At 61.4% G+C, this 16,788-nt stretch carries 16 protein-coding genes; 5 read left to right on the top strand and 11 right to left on the bottom strand.

What is annotated here, in order from left to right:
* Positions 1 to 2 precede the first annotated feature (2 nt).
* Complete coding sequence (locus CFE47_RS01065) at positions 3 to 956, bottom strand: FecR domain-containing protein (protein ID WP_286835110.1); 954 nt, start codon at positions 954 to 956, stop codon at positions 3 to 5.
* Positions 953 to 1,450 carry a sigma-70 family RNA polymerase sigma factor gene (locus CFE47_RS01060; protein WP_286835109.1) on the bottom strand — a complete coding sequence of 166 codons (498 nt, stop codon included), beginning with the start codon at positions 1,448 to 1,450 and terminating at the stop codon, positions 953 to 955. Before CFE47_RS01060 ends, CFE47_RS01065 begins: the two co-directional genes overlap by 4 nt.
* A 131-nt stretch (positions 1,451 to 1,581) precedes the next feature.
* On the opposite strand from CFE47_RS01060, the gene CFE47_RS01055 reads away from it, so the two are divergent.
* The gene (locus CFE47_RS01055; protein WP_286835108.1) at positions 1,582 to 2,736 is read left to right on the top strand and encodes an acetyltransferase domain-containing protein; all 1,155 of its coding nucleotides are present in this window, start codon (positions 1,582 to 1,584) and stop codon (positions 2,734 to 2,736) included.
* Between the two features lie 116 nt (positions 2,737 to 2,852).
* Here CFE47_RS01055 and CFE47_RS01050 read toward each other — a convergent pair whose 3' ends face one another.
* Together CFE47_RS01050 and CFE47_RS01045 are read right to left on the bottom strand one after the other, a co-directional pair.
* Positions 2,853 to 3,464, bottom strand: coding sequence for a LysE family translocator (locus tag CFE47_RS01050; protein WP_286835107.1), 612 nt, complete (start codon positions 3,462 to 3,464; stop codon positions 2,853 to 2,855).
* Positions 3,465 to 3,536: 72 nt separating this feature from the next.
* Positions 3,537 to 4,412 (bottom strand): LysR substrate-binding domain-containing protein, encoded by an 876-nt coding sequence (locus tag CFE47_RS01045; protein WP_286835106.1) that lies wholly within the window; start codon positions 4,410 to 4,412, stop codon positions 3,537 to 3,539.
* Positions 4,413 to 4,528: 116 nt separating this feature from the next.
* Between CFE47_RS01045 and CFE47_RS01040 the strand changes: the two genes are divergently transcribed.
* Together CFE47_RS01040 and CFE47_RS01035 are read left to right on the top strand one after the other, a co-directional pair.
* On the top strand, positions 4,529 to 5,818 hold the full coding sequence (locus tag CFE47_RS01040) for an NAD(P)/FAD-dependent oxidoreductase (RefSeq protein WP_286835105.1): 1,290 nt from the start codon (positions 4,529 to 4,531) through the stop codon (positions 5,816 to 5,818).
* 19 nt (positions 5,819 to 5,837) lie between these two features.
* Positions 5,838 to 6,926, top strand: coding sequence for a polyamine ABC transporter substrate-binding protein (locus tag CFE47_RS01035; protein ID WP_286835104.1), 1,089 nt, complete (start codon positions 5,838 to 5,840; stop codon positions 6,924 to 6,926).
* 228 nt (positions 6,927 to 7,154) lie between these two features.
* Here CFE47_RS01035 and CFE47_RS01030 read toward each other — a convergent pair whose 3' ends face one another.
* The 7 genes from CFE47_RS01030 to CFE47_RS01000 all read right to left on the bottom strand — a co-directional run bounded on the left by CFE47_RS01030 (position 7,155) and on the right by CFE47_RS01000 (position 14,100).
* Positions 7,155 to 8,474, bottom strand: coding sequence for an OprD family porin (locus tag CFE47_RS01030; protein ID WP_286835103.1), 1,320 nt, complete (start codon positions 8,472 to 8,474; stop codon positions 7,155 to 7,157).
* A gap of 137 nt (positions 8,475 to 8,611) precedes the next feature.
* Positions 8,612 to 9,445 carry a phosphodiesterase gene (locus CFE47_RS01025; protein ID WP_286835681.1) on the bottom strand — a complete coding sequence of 278 codons (834 nt, stop codon included), beginning with the start codon at positions 9,443 to 9,445 and terminating at the stop codon, positions 8,612 to 8,614.
* Between the two features lie 9 nt (positions 9,446 to 9,454).
* Entirely contained in the window at positions 9,455 to 10,486 is a 1,032-nt protein-coding gene (locus CFE47_RS01020; protein WP_286835102.1) for an ABC transporter ATP-binding protein, read from the bottom strand.
* Complete coding sequence (locus CFE47_RS01015; RefSeq protein ID WP_286835101.1) at positions 10,483 to 11,277, bottom strand: ABC transporter permease; 795 nt, start codon at positions 11,275 to 11,277, stop codon at positions 10,483 to 10,485. Before CFE47_RS01015 ends, CFE47_RS01020 begins: the two co-directional genes overlap by 4 nt.
* Positions 11,274 to 12,092, bottom strand: coding sequence for an ABC transporter permease (locus tag CFE47_RS01010; RefSeq protein ID WP_286835100.1), 819 nt, complete (start codon positions 12,090 to 12,092; stop codon positions 11,274 to 11,276). Before CFE47_RS01010 ends, CFE47_RS01015 begins: the two co-directional genes overlap by 4 nt.
* On the bottom strand, positions 12,093 to 13,097 hold the full coding sequence (locus CFE47_RS01005) for an ABC transporter substrate-binding protein (protein WP_185707056.1): 1,005 nt from the start codon (positions 13,095 to 13,097) through the stop codon (positions 12,093 to 12,095).
* A complete protein-coding gene (locus CFE47_RS01000; RefSeq protein WP_286835099.1) occupies positions 13,081 to 14,100 on the bottom strand; it encodes a LacI family DNA-binding transcriptional regulator in 1,020 nt (339 codons plus the stop codon). The genes CFE47_RS01005 and CFE47_RS01000 overlap by 17 nt, the downstream gene beginning before the upstream one ends.
* 266 nt (positions 14,101 to 14,366) lie before the next feature.
* Between CFE47_RS01000 and CFE47_RS00995 the strand changes: the two genes are divergently transcribed.
* Positions 14,367 to 15,464 carry a carboxynorspermidine decarboxylase gene (locus CFE47_RS00995; protein WP_286835098.1) on the top strand — a complete coding sequence of 366 codons (1,098 nt, stop codon included), beginning with the start codon at positions 14,367 to 14,369 and terminating at the stop codon, positions 15,462 to 15,464.
* Positions 15,465 to 15,492: 28 nt separating this feature from the next.
* A complete protein-coding gene (locus CFE47_RS00990) occupies positions 15,493 to 16,737 on the top strand; it encodes a saccharopine dehydrogenase family protein (protein WP_185707048.1) in 1,245 nt (414 codons plus the stop codon).
* Positions 16,738 to 16,788 lie beyond the last annotated feature (51 nt).

Below are 16,788 nucleotides of genomic sequence, written 5' to 3'. Positions count from 1 at the left end.
ATTCAGCGCGGCTCAATGGTCACCCAATAGCCGGTCAGGCTGCTGATCTTGACCGGCAGGGTTTCCTGCAACAGGCGCAGGTTGGCGTCGGTATCGCGCAGCGGGAACGCCCCGGACACCGTCAGCCCGGCCACACTCTCGTGACAACGCAGCACACCGTGACGGTAGCGGCCCAACTCGTCGAGCAAGTCGGTCAGGCGCATCTGCTGGGCCAGCAACATGCCGTTCTCCCAGGTCATGGCGCTGATCTCCAGGGCCTGCACCGCCGCCACGCGGTCGCTGTCGAATGCACTTTGTTCGCCAGCCTTGAGAATCACGCCATGGCTGGCATGCTGTGGCAGCATTTCCACCGCACCTTCGATGACCGCCACGCGACTGGCCTGCTCCCCTACCCGCACGCTGAAATGCGTACCCAGCGCCCGCGCAGTGCCATGGCGGGTCTGCACGATAAACGGGCGATGGGTCGGTGCGGGGTCCTTGGCGGTGGTGATCATCACCTCGCCTTGGAGCAACTCGATACGGCGCACGTGCTCGCTGAAAGCGATGTTCAGCGAGCTGCCTGTATTGATCAGCAGGCGTGTGCCATCGGGCAAGGTGAGGTGGCGTTGTTCGCCGATGGCGGTGTGCTGGTCGGCAGTCCATGGCTGCCAGGGTTTGTGCCGGTAGGCCAGCCAGGTCGCTGGACCTGCCAGCAGCAACAGCCCCAACGCCTGGCGGCGACCCAGGGCTTGCTTGCGGCCGATGCGCTTGAGGGTGTCGCCCGCAATCGCGCCCGGCACGCTGTTGAAGTCTCCCAGGATCGCCTCCGCCCGCTGCCAGGCTTGGGCATGCTGGGCGCTGCGGCCCTGCCACTGGGCAATGGCGCGACGGTCTTCATCGGTGGCGCTGCCAGATTGCAACTGCACCATCCAGTCGGCGGCCTCACCGAGAATCAGCGGATCAATGGAGGGGGTCATGCCACGCTCAGGCACGCAAGGAACGCGTCGCGCATATAACGTTTGACCGAGACCAGCGACACCTTCAACTCATCGGCGATCTGCGGGTAGGTCAGCCCGTCAATCTGCGACATCAGGAACGCCTGCCGGGTTTTCTCCGGCAAATCCCGCAGCATGGCTTCGATGCGGTACAGCGCTTCAAGGATCAACCAGCGGGTTTCCGGCGACGGCACCTCCTGCTCCGGCAGATGGGCGATGGTTTCCAGGTAGGCGCGCTCGACTTCCTGTCGGCGCCAGCTGTCGATCATCAGACCCTTGGCGATGTGCGTGAGCAACGCACGCGGTTCGCTGCCGAACCCCGCATTGTTTTGGCGGGTGAGCAGGCGCACGAAGGTGTCATGGGCCAGGTCCGCCGCATCACTGGCATTGCCCAGCTTGCGATCGAGCCAGCGGTACAACCATCCGTGGTGTTCGCAGTACAACGCCTGGACAGGCAGATTGAGCGAAGTCGACATGCAGATCACCCGGAGCCCGGAAGTAATTAAGAATTGATCGCATTCTAATCTGTCGGGGTGAAACGCGGCAACGCACAAATTAATGTTATAGGATAACGCCAATTTTCCACTCAGCCCTGCGATCCCCCCCTATGACCGACGCTGTTCCCCTGCGCCAACGCCTGCTTTCCATCGACGCCCTGCGCGGCCTGGTGATCCTGTTCATGTTGCTGGACCACGTACGCGAAACCTTCCTGCTGCACCGCCAGGTCAGCGACCCGATGAACATTGACAGCACCGAGCCCGCGCTGTTTATCAGCCGTACCCTCGCCCACCTGTGCGCGCCGGTATTTGTGTTGCTCACGGGGTTGTCCGCGTGGCTGTACGGCCAGAAATACCAGGGGCGCCGCGACGTGTCGGCGTTCCTGTTCAAGCGCGGGTTGTTCCTGGTGGTGCTGGAATTCACCTTGGTCAACTTCGCCTGGACCTTCCAGTTGCCGCCCAGCGTGATCTATATGCAAGTGATCTGGGCCATCGGCGTGAGCATGCTCGCCCTTGCAGCGCTGGTGTGGTTGCCGCGCCCATTACTGTTGGGCGTGGCGCTGGTGATTATCGGCGGGCACAACCTGCTGGATGGTTTGCACTTCGCGCCGGGGGCGGCGTTGCAGAACCTGTGGGCGATCCTGCATGAACGCGGCTGGATCGATGTGAGTGACACCCTGCGCCTGCGCACCACCTATCCGGTGCTGCCGTGGATCGGCGTGATCGCCCTGGGCTACGGGCTGGGTCCATGGTTTGCCAATGGCATGCCGCCGGCGGTGCGTCAGCGCTATCTATGGCTGTCGGGCGTTGGTGCTCTACTTGGATTTTTGGTGCTGCGGGCTTTCAACGGCTACGGCGAAAAACCCTGGCAGGCCTATGACTATGGCGTGCAGACCTTGATGAGTTTTTTCAACGTGACCAAATACCCGCCGTCACTGTTGTTTTTGGCGCTGACGCTGGGGGTTGGTTTGCTGCTGTTGCTGGCGTTCGAACGCGCGGGGCACAAACGCTGGATTGGCGTACTGGCGACCTTCGGCGCAGCGCCGATGTTCTTTTATTTGCTGCACCTGTATGTGCTGAAAATTCTTTATGTAGCGTGCGTAGCACTGTTTGGGCTTAACCAGGGCAAGTATTTTGGCTTCGAGGGTATCGGGGCAATATGGCTGGTGGCGCTGGTGTTGCCCCTGGCGCTGTATAGGCCGGTGCGCTGGTTTGCCGAGCTGAAAGCAAGGCGTAGGGACATTGCCTGGCTCAAATACCTCTGATCCAACACGGGCCAAATGTGGGAGCGGGCTTGCTCGCGAAAGCGGTGGTTCAGTCAAAGGTTAATCGCCTGATACTCCGCCTTCGCGAGCAAGCCCGCTCCCACAGGTTGACGGTGTTAAACGCTGGGTATCAGGTGCACGTAAAACGCGTGAAACATGAAATACGCACACACCGCCAGCGCAATCCCCATGCAGCGATTAAACACGGTAAACGCCGACGTGCCGTTGATACGCCGCCCCAATAGCGCACCCAGCAGCGAGTAAATCCACGGCGCGCCGAACGCGCCAAACGCCAGCAGGGCCGACACCACTGCGATGGACACACCGGTGATATGCGCCGCCGGCAACATCACGCTGGTGATCGGCAGCACCGCCATGATGCCCTTGGGGTTGAGCAACTGAATCACCAAGCCATTCCAGAACGTGAGGGTCTTGGCCGGCGCCGTTGAGGACGCCTCATCCACCACCGTGCGCGCGGTGAATACCTGATAGGCCAGGTACAACGTGTACACACCGCCGATCAACGAGATGTACGGCAACGCCGCCTGGGAAATGATCGCCTCGCCGGTGTAGCCGAACAACACGAACAGCAGCAACATCGCACAACCAACGCCGATGAAGAACCCGGTGGAGCGGTGAAACTGGCCGGTAAGCCCGGCATTGAGGCCCATGAAGTTCACCGGGCCGGGGCTGTACATGACGCTGAATGCGTAGAGGAAAATGTCCATGAAAAACCTGCAGTAGAGGAAGTGATTCGAGTCTACTGAGGCGGGCTGGGCGGATTCTTGTACGTTTGTAGTTCAGCGCTGCGCCTGACCGGTAAACCACTCCATCAGCGCCTTGCACCCCGGGTGAGACGCCGCCATCGGTTGCAGGCACAGCGCGTACACCCCACCCGTTTCCAGTGGTTCACCGAAGGGCACTACCAGCACACCGCGTTCGATGGACTCGGCGGCCAGCGTCTGGTCGGTCATCGCCACGCCCAACCCTCGCGCAGCGGCATCCAGCGCCAGCTCATCGAGGTTGAACGGAATGTGCCGATAATCTTCCAGCGCCTCGGCGCCATGAGCGGCCAGCCATACGCGCCAGTCTTGCTTGTCGACCGAACGGTGCAGCAGCGCCACGTGCTGCAGGTCTTGCAGCGTTGCCAGCGGCCCAAGGTGGGGCGCGCATACCGGCACCAGTTTTTCCTGGAACAACGTCAGGCAGGCCTGATCGTTCGGCGCCTTGGGCAGGTATTGGATGTAGGCATCACTGTCGCCGGCGGGCTCGACCACCTCTGTGGCGACTGTCTCAATCGCGAGGGAAATGTCCGGGTGCTGCCGATAGAAGTCACTCAACTTGGGCAGCAACCAGCGCACCGCCAGCGACACATGCAGGCGAATGCGGAACGGACGTTTGTGCGGTGAAATCCGGTCCTCCAGCCCCTTGAGTTGCGCCAGGATACTGCGCGCACTGGCCAACACCTGCTCGCCCTCGGCCGTCAGTTGCAGGCGACGGCTGGTGCGGGTGATCAGCGCCACACCGAAGTGGCTTTCCAATTGCTGGATCTGGCGGCTGACTGCGCTCTGGGTCAGGCACAGCGTTTGCGCCGCCAGGGTGAAGCTTTCGCTGTCGCTGACTTCTACCAACGCTTGCAGGCCCTGCAACGATGGCACGTGACGAATCTTATCCATGCGTTTTCCGAATAGCTGGATGATTTTATAACGTTGATTGTATCACCAAACGCCCTATAAATTCCAGCCATCGACTTAAACCATCCATGCGAACAGCGCATGCAGCCGAGGTTACCGTGGACAATATCTGTGGCTGGATAGCCCAAACCGACCCCCTGCCCGCCCGCGCCGCCCTGCAAGGCACGCTGCAGGCCGACTGGCTGGTGATCGGCGCCGGCATCACCGGGCTCAGCGCTGCCCACAGCCTGGCGGCGCTGCACCCCGAAGCGCACATCGTGATCATTGATCGGCAACACGCCGCACAAGGTGCCTCGGCCCGTAACTCGGGGTTTGTGGTGGCGCACGAGCACCCGGCGGAAAACGAACTGATGGGCAGCGCGGGATTCGCCGGTTTTGAAGTGGACACCACCATTTCACGTGCTGCCAGCGATGAGGTGCGCCAACGCATCGGCAGACACGGCATCGACTGCGATTTTCGTGACAACGGCTATTTCTTCGCCGTGCACGACTCCGACAAACTCAGCCACGTCGAGGCCAAGCTCGCGACCTTGCGCGCCCTGGGTGCGTCCGCCGATTTCCTGCAAGGCGATGCACTACGCCAAGCCCTCGGCACCGCGCATTACCAGGCCGGTATCTGGTGCGGCAGCGGCAACGCGTTGTTGCAGCCGGCCAAGTACGTGAGAGGCCTGCTGGAGGCCCTGCCGGCAAATGTCAGCCTGTTTGAACACACCGCCATCACCGGCCTGGAGCGTATGGCCAACGGCGCCATCCGCGCACGCAGCGAGGCCGGGAGCGTCGAGGCGCGGCAAACGCTGGTGTGCCTGAATGCCTTTATCCCGCGTGTGGGCCTGGGCAACAGCGCCACCTTCCCCATGGAACTCAGCGCCAGCCTCACCCGCCCGCTCACCGCCAAGGAATGCGCCGCCGAGCCATGGGGCGTGCTCTCCACACGGCCATTGGGGGCCACCGTGCGCTTGACTCCGGACCGTCGCGTGATGATCCGCAACACTGCCGAGTACCGCACGCGAGACTTGTCCAACGATGACTTGCAGCAGCGCCGCCAGCACCACGTGCGCGGCTTGCAACGGCGTTTTCCGTGGCTCACCGAGCAGGACATCCACTACACCTGGACCGGCCACCTCAGCGCGTCGCGCTCCGGCCAGCCGTACTTCGCCAGGGTCGAAAACAACCTGTACGCCATCGCCGGTTGCAACGGTTCCGGTGTGGCGCGCGGCACCTTGTGGGGTCGGCTGATGGCCGAATGGGCCAGTGGTGAACACTCACCACTGCTGCAATCGGTGACCCAGCGCGCACAACCTGGCTGGCTGCCACCGCGCCCCTTGTTCGACCTCGGCGCCCTGCTGCGCATGCGCATCGAAGCGGTGCGCGCCCGTTCAGAAATCTAAAACAAAAAGGGTGAATGCAATGCACATCAACCGATTGTCCGTGGCGGTCATGCTCAGCGTGTTTTCGATGGCCAGTCAGGCCGCCGAAGAAGTGAACATCTCCAACTGGAACGGCTACATCGCCGACGACACCCTGACGCGCTTTACCCAGGCCACCGGAATCAAGGCCACGTACGACATTCATGACAGCAACGAAGTACTCGAATCCAAGCTGATGACCGGCAACACCGGCTACGACGTGGTCAGCCCTTCGAACCACTTCCTGTCAAGGCTGATCAAGGCCGGGGCGATCCAGAAACTCGACCGCAGCCAGTTGCCGAACTGGAAAAACCTCGATCCGGTGCTGATGCAAAAACTCGAGACCAACGACCCCGGCAACCGGTACGGCTTCCCGTATATGTGGGGCACTGCAGGCATTGGCTACAACGTCGAGAAGATCAAGGCGATCTTTGGCAACACCGACGTGACCCGCTCCTGGAAGATGTTTTTCGATGAAGACACGATCAAGAAGCTCAGCACCTGCGGCGTGGCGATCATCGACAACCCCACGCAGATCCTGCCCATCACCCTCAACTACCTGGGCCTGCCCCACCACAGCCACGAGCCCGCCGACTACAAAAAGGCCGAGCAGGCGCTGTTGAAGATCCGGCCGTACATTCAGTATTTCCATGCATCGAAGTACATCAGCGACCTGGCCAACGGCAATATCTGCGCGGTGATCGGCTTCAACGGCGATGTGGTGCAAGCGGCGGCCAGCGCGAAGGAAGCCAAGAACGGTATCGACATCGCCTACTCCATTCCCGAAGAAGGCTCCACGCTGTGGCTGGACATGGTCGTGATGCCCAAGGCCGCGCCTCATGAAAAGAACGCCTACGCCTACATGAACTACCTGCTCGACCCTAAGGTGATCGCCAACATCAGCAACAGCATCCACTACGCCAACCCCAACAGCGCTGCCGATGAATTCCTCACCCCGGCGGTGAAACAGGACCTGGCGATCTACCCGCCGAAAAGCGTGATGGACAAGCTGTTCATCGTCGAAGACCTGCCACCCGCCATCGCGCGATTGGCGACGCGGTTGTGGACCAAGCTCAAGACCAATACCTGACAGCGTTTGGTGGTGCCGGTGGGATGTGTAGCCGAACACTCCTTACCTGCCAACACAGACCAAATGTGGGAGCTGGCTTGCCTGCGATAGCGGTGTCCCAGGCAACACATTTATCGCCCCTGCCGACGCCTTCGCAGCCTCGCTAAAGCTCGACAGCTCCCACAGGGGGCGCTTTCCCCTAACCAACATAGACCCCGGACCCTATCGAGGCCCGCACTCTCGCGCGGCTTACATCAACGGAATCGAATAGTTCACAAACACCCGGTTCTGATCCTGGTCCCTGGCCACCTCACTGCGGGACACGCCGTTACGCCAGCCAAACCCGACGTTCTTGAACGTGCCGCTCTGCACCACATAGTCCAGGGAAATATCCCGCTCCCATTCGCTGGCATCGTTACCGCTGGTGGTGAGGATATGGTCACCCTTCAAGTACATCATCGACGCCTTCAAGCCCGGCACCCCCAGCGCGGCAAAGTCATAGGCATATTGCGCAAACGCTGTGCGCTCGCCCGCCTGGATGAAGGTCTGCACGGTACGGTCGGTGTAGAGGTACAGGCTGGAGCCGCCCTCGCCTTTATTCACCAGGCCGCCCTGGTTGAGCTGGGCGAAGTTACTGTCGTCCGAGACTTGCTGGTAGCCGGCAGTGATCGCGTGCGGGCCCAGGGAGTAGATGAACGCCGCGCTCCAGGTGTTGTTGTCGATTTCACCGTTGCCATTCTTGGTATAGCCGCTGAACTTGTAGCCTTCGGCACGGCCAGCGGCGTTGCTGTTCTTGCCATCGGAAGTGGTCTTGAAGTAGCGCAGGTCGGTCTTCAATGAGCCGTAGTCGCCCAACGGTAATACATGGATCAAACCGGCGAAGTGCTGTTGGTAATAGTCTTCAAGGTTGGCGTAGTAGTACTGGACCAGCAGGTCCTTGTTCACTTGGTAATCGGCGCCGGCATAGTTGAATTTATTGCTTTCCTGGGTACCGCCCGCCGCTGCCAGGCCGCTGCGGTCGCTGGAGCCACGACCGGTGGTGTGCTGCAACTGGCCGCCGATCAGGGTCAGGTTGTCGATGTCCTTGCTGGTGATCTGGCCGCCCTCAAAAGACTGCGGCAACAGCCGGCCATCGTTGCTCACCAGGATCGGCAGGTTCGGGCGCAGGTAGCCGTAGCGCAGTTCGGTCTGGGCGAAGCGGGCCTTGGCGGTTGCTCCGCCACGGGCCCAGTTATCGGCGGCCTTGCCGTCGTCATTGGGGATCATCGAACTGCCCACGTGGCGGCCGGCGCTGCTGTCGAGCGTCACACCGAGCATGCCGATAGCGTCCAGGCCGAAACCGACAGTGCCGTCGGTAAACCCGGATTGGTAGTTGAGGATAAACGCCTGCCCCCATTCCTCGGTCTTCGAGGGTGCGGCGGTGCCGTCACGGTTGTCGTTGTTGAAGTAGAAGTTGCGCATGCTCAAGTTGGCTTTGCTGTCGCTCAAAAAATCAGCCGAGGCCAAGGGACTCAGGGCAATGCCCAGGCTGCCGGTCAATACGCTTAAAACATTCAAAGTGGCTTTCATCAGGACGAACTCCGGCGCGGAATCCAAGTTCCGGGCGCAAAAAATGGGCAGCAGGAAGCACACGGCCAAACTCGGGTTGGCCGGTGCGTTAACTAACGATTAGCGTCTTAGTTGAGCGAAAGAACCTCCGTACACCCTCAGTCAATCAATCCCTGCGCGTCATAAAACGGATACGGCCCCGGGTAATTCCCGAACACGCCGTTGTGGCTGATCAAACCTTGCTGCGCGTCCCAGCGATGCAGCAAATAGCCCGCCGGCTCCAGGTTGAAATGCGCGGGCGCCGCTTCTTGCAAATCCAGCACGATCTGGTGGGACGTGCCGGGGCAGACACAACTCAAGCTACCGCCGAAGCGGCGCTGCATCGGACGGTGCAAGTGCCCGCACAGCAGGCGCTCCACTTGCGGATGACGGGCGACTACACGCTCCAAACCCGCAGCGTTGATAAAGGGTTCGCGGTCCATATGGCCGATGCCACTGATGAACGGCGGGTGATGCAGGATCAGCAACGTGGGTGCATCAGGGCGCAACGCCAACTGCGCATCGAGCCACTGCAATTGGCTGTCGAGCAACTGGCCGCCGTGACCGCCAGGGATGGTGGAATCGAGGCCGATCAGGCGCAGCGGATGCTCGTCCACCACCCAGTCCAAAGGCCCGTCTGCCGAGGCTGGTAAGTAGCGGTGATCGCGGAACGCATCGAGCAACGGCTCGCGCGTGTCATGGTTGCCGGGCACCAGGTAGCACGGCATGTGCAAGCGTGCGAGTTCGGGGTGCAGCACGGCGTATTCATCGGCGCGGCCGAAGTCCACCAGGTCGCCACTGATCACCACGATATCGGGGCGCGGGTGGCTGGCGTTCAAGTGGTCGACGGCACGGCGCAGCGCACCCAACGTATCGACCACACCGTAGGTAAGACGCTGGCCCGCTTTAAGGTGCAAGTCGCTGATCTGCGCAACAACAAATGGACGATTCAACATAAATTCTCAAGCATTCAGGGTGAACAACATGTGCGGCGCAACGGCTAAGGCAATCGGCGCGCCGACGGCGTAGAGCTGGTTGTCGCTGCTGTCCACCAGCAGCGGTTGCGGGCCGCCCACATCCACCAACAGACGGCTTTGTGCGCCCTGGAAAAACTGCGCCAGAAGATGGCCGTGCAAGTGCCCTTCGCGCTCCATCACCCGCAGGTGTTCGGGGCGGCAATACACCGTGTTCGGCAGGTTGGCCTCGTGCCACGGCAACTCACCGCCGCAGACTTTTAAGCCATGGGACGATGCCTGGATGACCTCGAAGGCATTGAGGTTGCCGACGAAGCCTGCGACAAAGGCGTTGGCCGGTTTCTGGTAGATGTCTCGCGGGCTCGCCAACTGGGCAACCCGGCCTTTTTCCATCACCAGGATGCGGTCGCCGAGGGCCATGGCTTCGCCCTGGTCGTGGGTCACGAAGACCGAAGTGATGCCAAGCCCGCGCAGCAAATCATTCAGCTCACTGCGCAGGCGTTCACGCAACTGCGCATCAAGGGCCGCCAGCGGTTCATCCAGCAGCAACACCTTGGGCCGTGGCGCCAAGGCGCGGGCCAGTGCCACGCGCTGGCGCTGGCCGCCAGACAGCTCGTGGATGCTGCGCTTGCCGTGGCCCTGCAAGCCCACCAGCTCCAACAGCTCTTCACAGCGCTTGTTGCGCTCCGGCGCCGACAGGCCGCGAATCTTCAAGCCGTAGACGATATTCCCCGCCACATCCAGGTTGGGAAACAGCGCGTAGTTCTGGAACACCATGCCCACATCCCTGCGCTCGATGGGCAGGCGCGTGACGTCCTGATCGCCAAAAAACACCTGGCCCACATCCGGGCGTTCCAGGCCGGCAATCAAGCGCAAGGTGGTAGTTTTGCCACAGCCCGACGGGCCGAGGATCGCCAGGGTTTCGCCGCCTTCAACCGTCAGGTTCAAGTCATGCACGGCCACGGTGCCGTCGGCGAATACCTTGCGGCAGCCTTGCAGGCGGATAGTGATAGCGGTCATCGACGCTCTCCACGGGACAAACGGGCACTGATGGCCTGCAACGCAATCAGCAGCGGCACGATCATCAGCAAAAAGATAAGGGTGTAGGCACTGGCGATTTCCAGGCGTGCCGAGGCGTAGCTGTCGGCCAGGCCAACGGGCAGTGTCTTGGTCATCGGCGTGTGGAGCATCCAGGTCAGGTTGAACTCACCCAGGGACAAGGTCTCCACCATCAGCACACCGGCCAGGATGCCTGCGCGGCAGTTGGGCACCACCACACTGAAAAAGCGCTTGATCGGCCCGGCGCCCAAACTGGCGGCGGCCTCTTCCAATACCGGCAGTTGCTGGCGTTGCATCACCGCCATCACTGGGCGTACCAGGAACGGCAAGGTGAACAACACGTGGCCGACCAGGATGAACAGCCAACTGCTGCGAAAGCTGCCGAACTGGCCATAGGTCAGCAGCAACGCCAACGCACTGGCCAAGCCGGGCATGGCCACCGGCAATACCATCAATTCTTCGAAGGCGCGACTGAAGCGATTGTTCATCCGCACCAAGGCGTAGGCCGCCGGTACACCGATCACACACACGCACACCGCACAGGCCAGCGCCAGTTGCAGCGACAACCACACGGTGGGCGAATAGGCTTGCCACACCTGGATCAGCCAGTCGAAGGTCAGGCCGCTGGACACGCCCACGAAAAAGTTGCGGGTCAAACCGGCCAGCAGCGACATCAGCACCGGCACCAACATGAAGGCGCAGACCACCAACGTGAACAGCAGTTGAAGCACGAACAGCGATGAACGTTTCACAAGACAGTCCCCGCGTTTTTCACCAGGCGCCGGGTGAGCAGCAACACCGCCCACGTCACCCCACCGAGTACCACCGACAGCGCGGCGGCGACGGCAAAGTTGGCGTAGTTGGTGAACACGTTGTAGATCGCCACCGGGGTGACATTTAGCCGTGTGCCCAAGGTAAAGGCCGTGCCGAAGGCGCCCATGGAGGTGGCAAAACAGATCGCCCCGCAGGAAGCCAATGCTGGCGCCAAGCCCGGTACGATCACGTCGCACACCACGCGCCAATGGCCGGCGCCGAGTGAGTGCGCGGCTTCTTCCAGGCTGCGGTCGAGGCTTTCACAGGCGGCCATCACCGTGAGGATCACCCGTGGGATCGAGAAGTACAGGTAGCCCACGAACAGGCCCGCCAGCGAGTAAGCGAAGATCCAGCGTTCACCGGCCAGTTGCAGCCCCAGCGCGGCGAACAGGCCTTGGCGGCCTGCCAGCAAGATCACCAGGAAACCCACCACCACGCCCGGAAACGCCAACGGAAATGTGAGCAACGCGACCAATGCAGAGCGCCCGAAGAACTGATGCCGCGCGAGGAACACACCGCTGATGCCCCCCACCACCAGCGCGGCGAACGTCACGACCACCGCCAATATCAAGGTTTGCCCGAGGCTGCCCAGGTACTGCGCACTGCTCAGCACCTGCCAGTAGCCACTGCCGTTGCTGTCACGACTCTCGGCGCCGAGCACCATCAAGTGCGCCAACGGCAGCAACCAGAACGCGAGCAACACGGCGAGCGCGGGGGCCAGCGCCCAGGCTGCGTGTTTTGCCGATGCAGCCACTTACTTGACCTCGTTCAGGTAACGGGCGGCGAAGGCTTCCTGCACAGCGGCCATTTTTTCGTAGTCCACCACCCCGGCGCGGGCATAGTCGCTGTCCGGCAGGAATTGCGCGGCAACCTCCGCTGGCATCTGCATCGGGCGCACCGGCCGCAGGTAGGCCTTGGCCCAGAGCGCCTGGCCTTCATCCGACAGCACGAAGTCGAGGACCTTTTCGGCATTGGCGCGGTGCGGTGCATTGGCCACCAGGCTCATCACGTAGGGCACGCTGATGCTGCCTTCCTTGGGGATCACGAAGGCGACGTTGGCGTTGTCTTTGTAGCGCGCGCGGTAGGCGTTGAAATCGTAGTCCACCAGGATCGGCAACTCACCGGACAGCACCCGCGCATAGGCGGTTTGCTTAGGCACGATAGGCGCGTTTTTCGCCAGCTTCTGGAAGTAGTCGATGGCCGGCGCGAAGTTGTCCAGGTCGCCGCCCAGGGCACGGTTGATTGCCACCGCCGAGACGTAGCCGACAAACGCACTGGACGGGTCGAGGTAGCCGACCATGCCTTTGTATTCAGGCTTGAGCAGGTCGGCCCAGCTCTGCGGCACCGGCAGGCCACCGAGGGCATCGACGTTGACCATGATGCCCAAGGTACCGGAGTGGATCGCGAACCAATGGCCGGCCGGGTCTTTCAGGCCCGCGGGGATCTGGTCCCAGGCCTTGGGCTTATAGGTGCCGACCACCTCGGCCTTTTGCGCTTGCAGGCCGAACGTCACGCCGTAGTACACGACGTCGGCCACCGGTGCGGCTTTTTCTGCCACCAGTTGCGCCAGGGACTGGCCGGAGTTCTTGTTGTCCAGCGGCACCTGCACGCCCGTGCTGGCGGCGATGGCCTTGAGTTGGGTGCCCCAGTCGGCCCAGTCCGGCGGGCAGTTGTAGCAAATAGCGGTCTCGGCGGCCTGGGCCAGGCTGGCCGCGCCGCACAACAGCACGGCGGCCAGGGTTTTACTGAATGCGCGCATCAAGGGTCTCCTCATGGGGTTGAGTACTTTCGCCCGGCCGGATGTGGCAAGGCAGGCAAAGGGAAATCGGCTGGTTGCCGGCGATCTGCGCCAGCAGTTGGTCAATCACGGTACTGGCCAGCAGCGCGATGGGTTGCACCACGCTGCACAGGGTCGGGTGCATCTGGGTGCCGAGGCTGATGCCGTCGAAGCCCATTACCGAGAGTTGTTCGGGGACGTTCCAGGCATTGCGGCGCAGTTCGGCGATCAGGCTGATGGCCAGGAAGTCGTTGGAACACACCAACCCGGTAGGGGCGTCGCCGCCCTGCAGAGACGGCGCGATAGCCGCAAATTCGGCCTGGGTGTGGGCCGGCATTTCGATCACTGGGCGAGGTCGCAGGCCGTACTCGTTCATCGCATCGCAATACCCGGCATAGCGCAGGCGAGCACGGTCCGACTGCAACGCGGGACCGGCGACCATGCTGATGCGTCGGTGCCCCGCATCCAGCAGATAGCGCGTGGCCAGGGCCATGCCCGCACGGTTGTCCACCGACACGGCGCTGTAGTTGGGGTTGCTCGGTTGGTGATAGGCCAATACAAAGGGGGTTTGTTCGGTGTTCAGGCTGCTGAGCACGGCGTTGCTTTCGGCATCGGTGACCGTCAGCACCAACCCGTCGACGCGCTGGCGCAACAATTCTTCCACCACGATGCTCTCGCGTTCGCTGTTGTAGTCGGTGGTGGCCAGCACCAGGCTGTAGCCCCGCGAGCGCGCGGCGCGCTCCATGGCCTGGAACTGCTCGGCGAACACCGGGTTGAGCAAGTTGGGCACCACCACCCCGATCAACTGAGTGGTCTGCAAGCGTAATTGGCGGCCCAATAGATTCGGGCGAAAACCCAGCTCACGGGCGGCGGCGAACACCTGCTCACGGGTGGTCGGGCGCACTTGATCAGGAGAAGCAAAGGCCCGGGCGGCAGTGGCGCGGGATACGCCGGCCAGTCGGGCAACGTCTTTCAGGTCAGTCATTGTCACTCGCTTGAGATCGATCTCATTGGCGAGGACAGTAACGGGGGAATGTGGCAGTTCGGCGGTGAGGAGATGACAGTTTGATGGCACCCAATCGCCGGATGGAGATCAAATGTGGGAGCTGGGTGTGCCTATGGATAGTCATACTCAGAAGGTAGAGTCGAAAACCTAGGGCAGCAAAATCCGCCCACGAACCTTTCGATTCGATCCAAGTGCGGGCACAATGCGTGTCCTTTTTTGGCAGGCACCGCCGCAGGCTCTCAAAAATGATCAAAACGCCGTACTACCTCATCGATAAACAGAAGCTTCTGGTCAACATGCAGAAGATTGCTTACGTGCGCGAGCAGTCCGGCGCCAAGGCCCTGCTGGCGCTCAAGTGCTTTGCCACCTGGTCGGTGTTCGACCTGATGCAGCAATACATGGACGGCACCACCTCGTCGTCGCTGTATGAATTGAAGCTGGGTCGCCAGAAGTTCGAAGGTGAAGCACACGCCTACAGCGTGGCCTGGGCCGACGATGAAATCGAAGAGATGCTGGATAACTGCGACAAGATCATCTTCAACTCCATCAGCCAGCTGCAGCGCTTTGCCGAACGTTCCGAAGGCAAGACCCGTGGCCTGCGCGTGAACCCGCAGGTGAGCAGCTCCGACTACCTGCTGGCCGACCCGGCGCGTCCGTTCAGCCGCCTGGGCGAATGGGACCCGGTGAAGATCGAAGGCGTGATCGACCAGATCAGCGGTTTCATGTTCCACAACAACTGCGAGAACGGCGATTTCAGCCTGTTCGACAAGATGCTTGGCACCATCGAAGAACGCTTCGGTGCGCTGCTGCACAAGGTCGAGTGGGTCAGCCTCGGCGGCGGCATCCACTTCACCGGTGAAGACTATGCGGTGGACGCGTTCTGCGCCCGCTTGAAGGCGTTCTCCCAGAAGTACGGCGTGCAGGTCTACCTGGAACCCGGCGAAGCGGCGATCACCAACAGCGCTTCCCTGGAAGTCACCGTGCTCGACACGCTCTACAACGGCAAGAACCTCGCCGTGGTAGACAGCTCCATCGAAGCCCACCTGCTGGACCTGCTGATCTATCGCCTCAACGCCAAGCTGGCGCCGAGCGATGGCGAACACACCGTCATGGTGTGCGGCAAATCCTGCCTGGCCGGCGACATCTTCGGTGAGTACCAATTTGATCGTCCGCTGGCCATCGGCGATCGGCTGTCGTTCATCGACACCGCGGGCTACACCATGGTCAAGAAAAACTGGTTCAACGGCCTGAAAATGCCGTCCATCGTAGTGAAACAACTCGACGGTACAGTCGAAGTGGTTCGTGAATTTGGTTACGACGACTACCTGTCCAGCCTTTCGTAAGCTGGCGGATAAAGGAGAGATAAAGCAATTGAAAAAGAACGTTCTTATCATTGGTGCAGGAGGTGTCGCCAAGGTGGTGGCCCACAAGTGCGCGCAGCACAACGACGAACTCGGTCGTATTGCTATCGCGTCGCGCAACATCTCCAAATGCCAGGCCATCATCGACAGCGTCAAGGCCAAGGGTAGCCTCAAGGTACCTGCGGACATCAAAGCCTTCGCGCTGAACGCCCTGGACGTGGAAGCGACCAAGGCCCTGATCCGCGAGACCGAATCGCAGATCGTCATCAACGTCGGTTCCTCGTTCCTCAACATGTCGGTACTACGTGCCTGCATCGACACGGGCGTGGCCTACCTCGACACCGCTATCCACGAAGAGCCGGGCAAGGTCTGCGAGACCCCGCCGTGGTACGGCAACTACGAGTGGAACCACCTGGAAGAGTGCAAACAGAAGAACATCACCGCCATCCTTGGCGTGGGCTTCGACCCGGGTGTCGTCAACGCGTATGCCGCGCTGGCGCAGCAACAGCATTTCGACCGCATTGATTCGATCGACATTCTCGACGTCAATGCCGGCTCCCACGGCAAATACTTCGCCACCAATTTCGACCCGGAAATCAACTTCCGCGAGTTCACCGGACAGGTGTGGAGCTGGCAGAACAGCCAGTGGACCAGCAACACCATGTTCGAAGTCAAACGCACCGACGACCTCCCAGTGGTCGGTTCGCAGAACCTGTACCTGACCGGCCACGATGAAGTGCACTCGCTGTCGAAAAACCTCGACGTGCCCAACGTGCGTTTCTGGATGAGCTTCGGCGAACACTACATCAACGTGTTCACCGTACTGAACAAACTCGGTTTGCTCTCCGAAAAGCCGGTCACCACCGCCGAAGGCCTGGAAGTGGTGCCGTTGAAACTGGTCAAGGCCGTGCTGCCCGACCCGTCTTCGCTTGCCCCTGGCTACACCGGCAAGACCTGCATCGGCGACCTGGTCAAAGGCACCAAGGACGGCCAGCCGCGTGAGGTGTTCATCTACAACGTGGCTGATCACGAAGAAGCGTTCGCTGAAACCGACAGCCAGGGCATCTCCTACACCGCAGGTGTTCCTCCTGTAGCCGCCGCGCTGCTGGTTGCCCGTGGCGAGTGGGACGTGCAACGCATGGCCAACGTCGAGGAACTGCCGGCTGAGCCGTTCCTCAAGGCGCTGGACGTGATGGGCCTGCCGACTCGGATCAAAGACGAGCACGGCGACCGTGCCTGGGATGCCATTGCCTGATAGGCGATAGCGGCCCGAACAAAAAAATGCGCCCTCTGGGGCGCATTTTTT

The sequence above is a fragment of the Pseudomonas sp. PGPPP1 genome (assembly GCF_002255865.1).
Classification (GTDB): Bacteria; Pseudomonadota; Gammaproteobacteria; order Pseudomonadales; family Pseudomonadaceae; genus Aquipseudomonas; species Aquipseudomonas cremoris.
The sequence above is the reverse complement of the archived record's forward strand: the minus strand, read 5'-3'. Positions and strand labels throughout refer to the sequence as shown.

What these genes read in the sequence shown, in the direction of transcription:
- CFE47_RS01045 (WP_286835106.1), bottom strand. Translation starts at nt 4,412, where the DNA reads ATGGATAAGATTCGTCACGTGCCATCGTTGCAGGGCCTGCAAGCGTTG.
- CFE47_RS01020 (WP_286835102.1), bottom strand. Translation starts at nt 10,486, where the DNA reads ATGACCGCTATCACTATCCGCCTGCAAGGCTGCCGCAAGGTATTCGCC.
- CFE47_RS01050 (WP_286835107.1), bottom strand. Translation starts at nt 3,464, where the DNA reads ATGGACATTTTCCTCTACGCATTCAGCGTCATGTACAGCCCCGGCCCG.
- CFE47_RS01060 (WP_286835109.1), bottom strand. Translation starts at nt 1,450, where the DNA reads ATGTCGACTTCGCTCAATCTGCCTGTCCAGGCGTTGTACTGCGAACAC.
- CFE47_RS01055 (WP_286835108.1), top strand. Translation starts at nt 1,582, where the DNA reads ATGACCGACGCTGTTCCCCTGCGCCAACGCCTGCTTTCCATCGACGCC.
- CFE47_RS01065 (WP_286835110.1), bottom strand. Translation starts at nt 956, where the DNA reads ATGACCCCCTCCATTGATCCGCTGATTCTCGGTGAGGCCGCCGACTGG.
- CFE47_RS01005 (WP_185707056.1), bottom strand. Translation starts at nt 13,097, where the DNA reads ATGCGCGCATTCAGTAAAACCCTGGCCGCCGTGCTGTTGTGCGGCGCG.
- CFE47_RS01035 (WP_286835104.1), top strand. Translation starts at nt 5,838, where the DNA reads ATGCACATCAACCGATTGTCCGTGGCGGTCATGCTCAGCGTGTTTTCG.
- CFE47_RS00995 (WP_286835098.1), top strand. Translation starts at nt 14,367, where the DNA reads ATGATCAAAACGCCGTACTACCTCATCGATAAACAGAAGCTTCTGGTC.
- CFE47_RS01030 (WP_286835103.1), bottom strand. Translation starts at nt 8,474, where the DNA reads ATGAAAGCCACTTTGAATGTTTTAAGCGTATTGACCGGCAGCCTGGGC.
- CFE47_RS01000 (WP_286835099.1), bottom strand. Translation starts at nt 14,100, where the DNA reads ATGACTGACCTGAAAGACGTTGCCCGACTGGCCGGCGTATCCCGCGCC.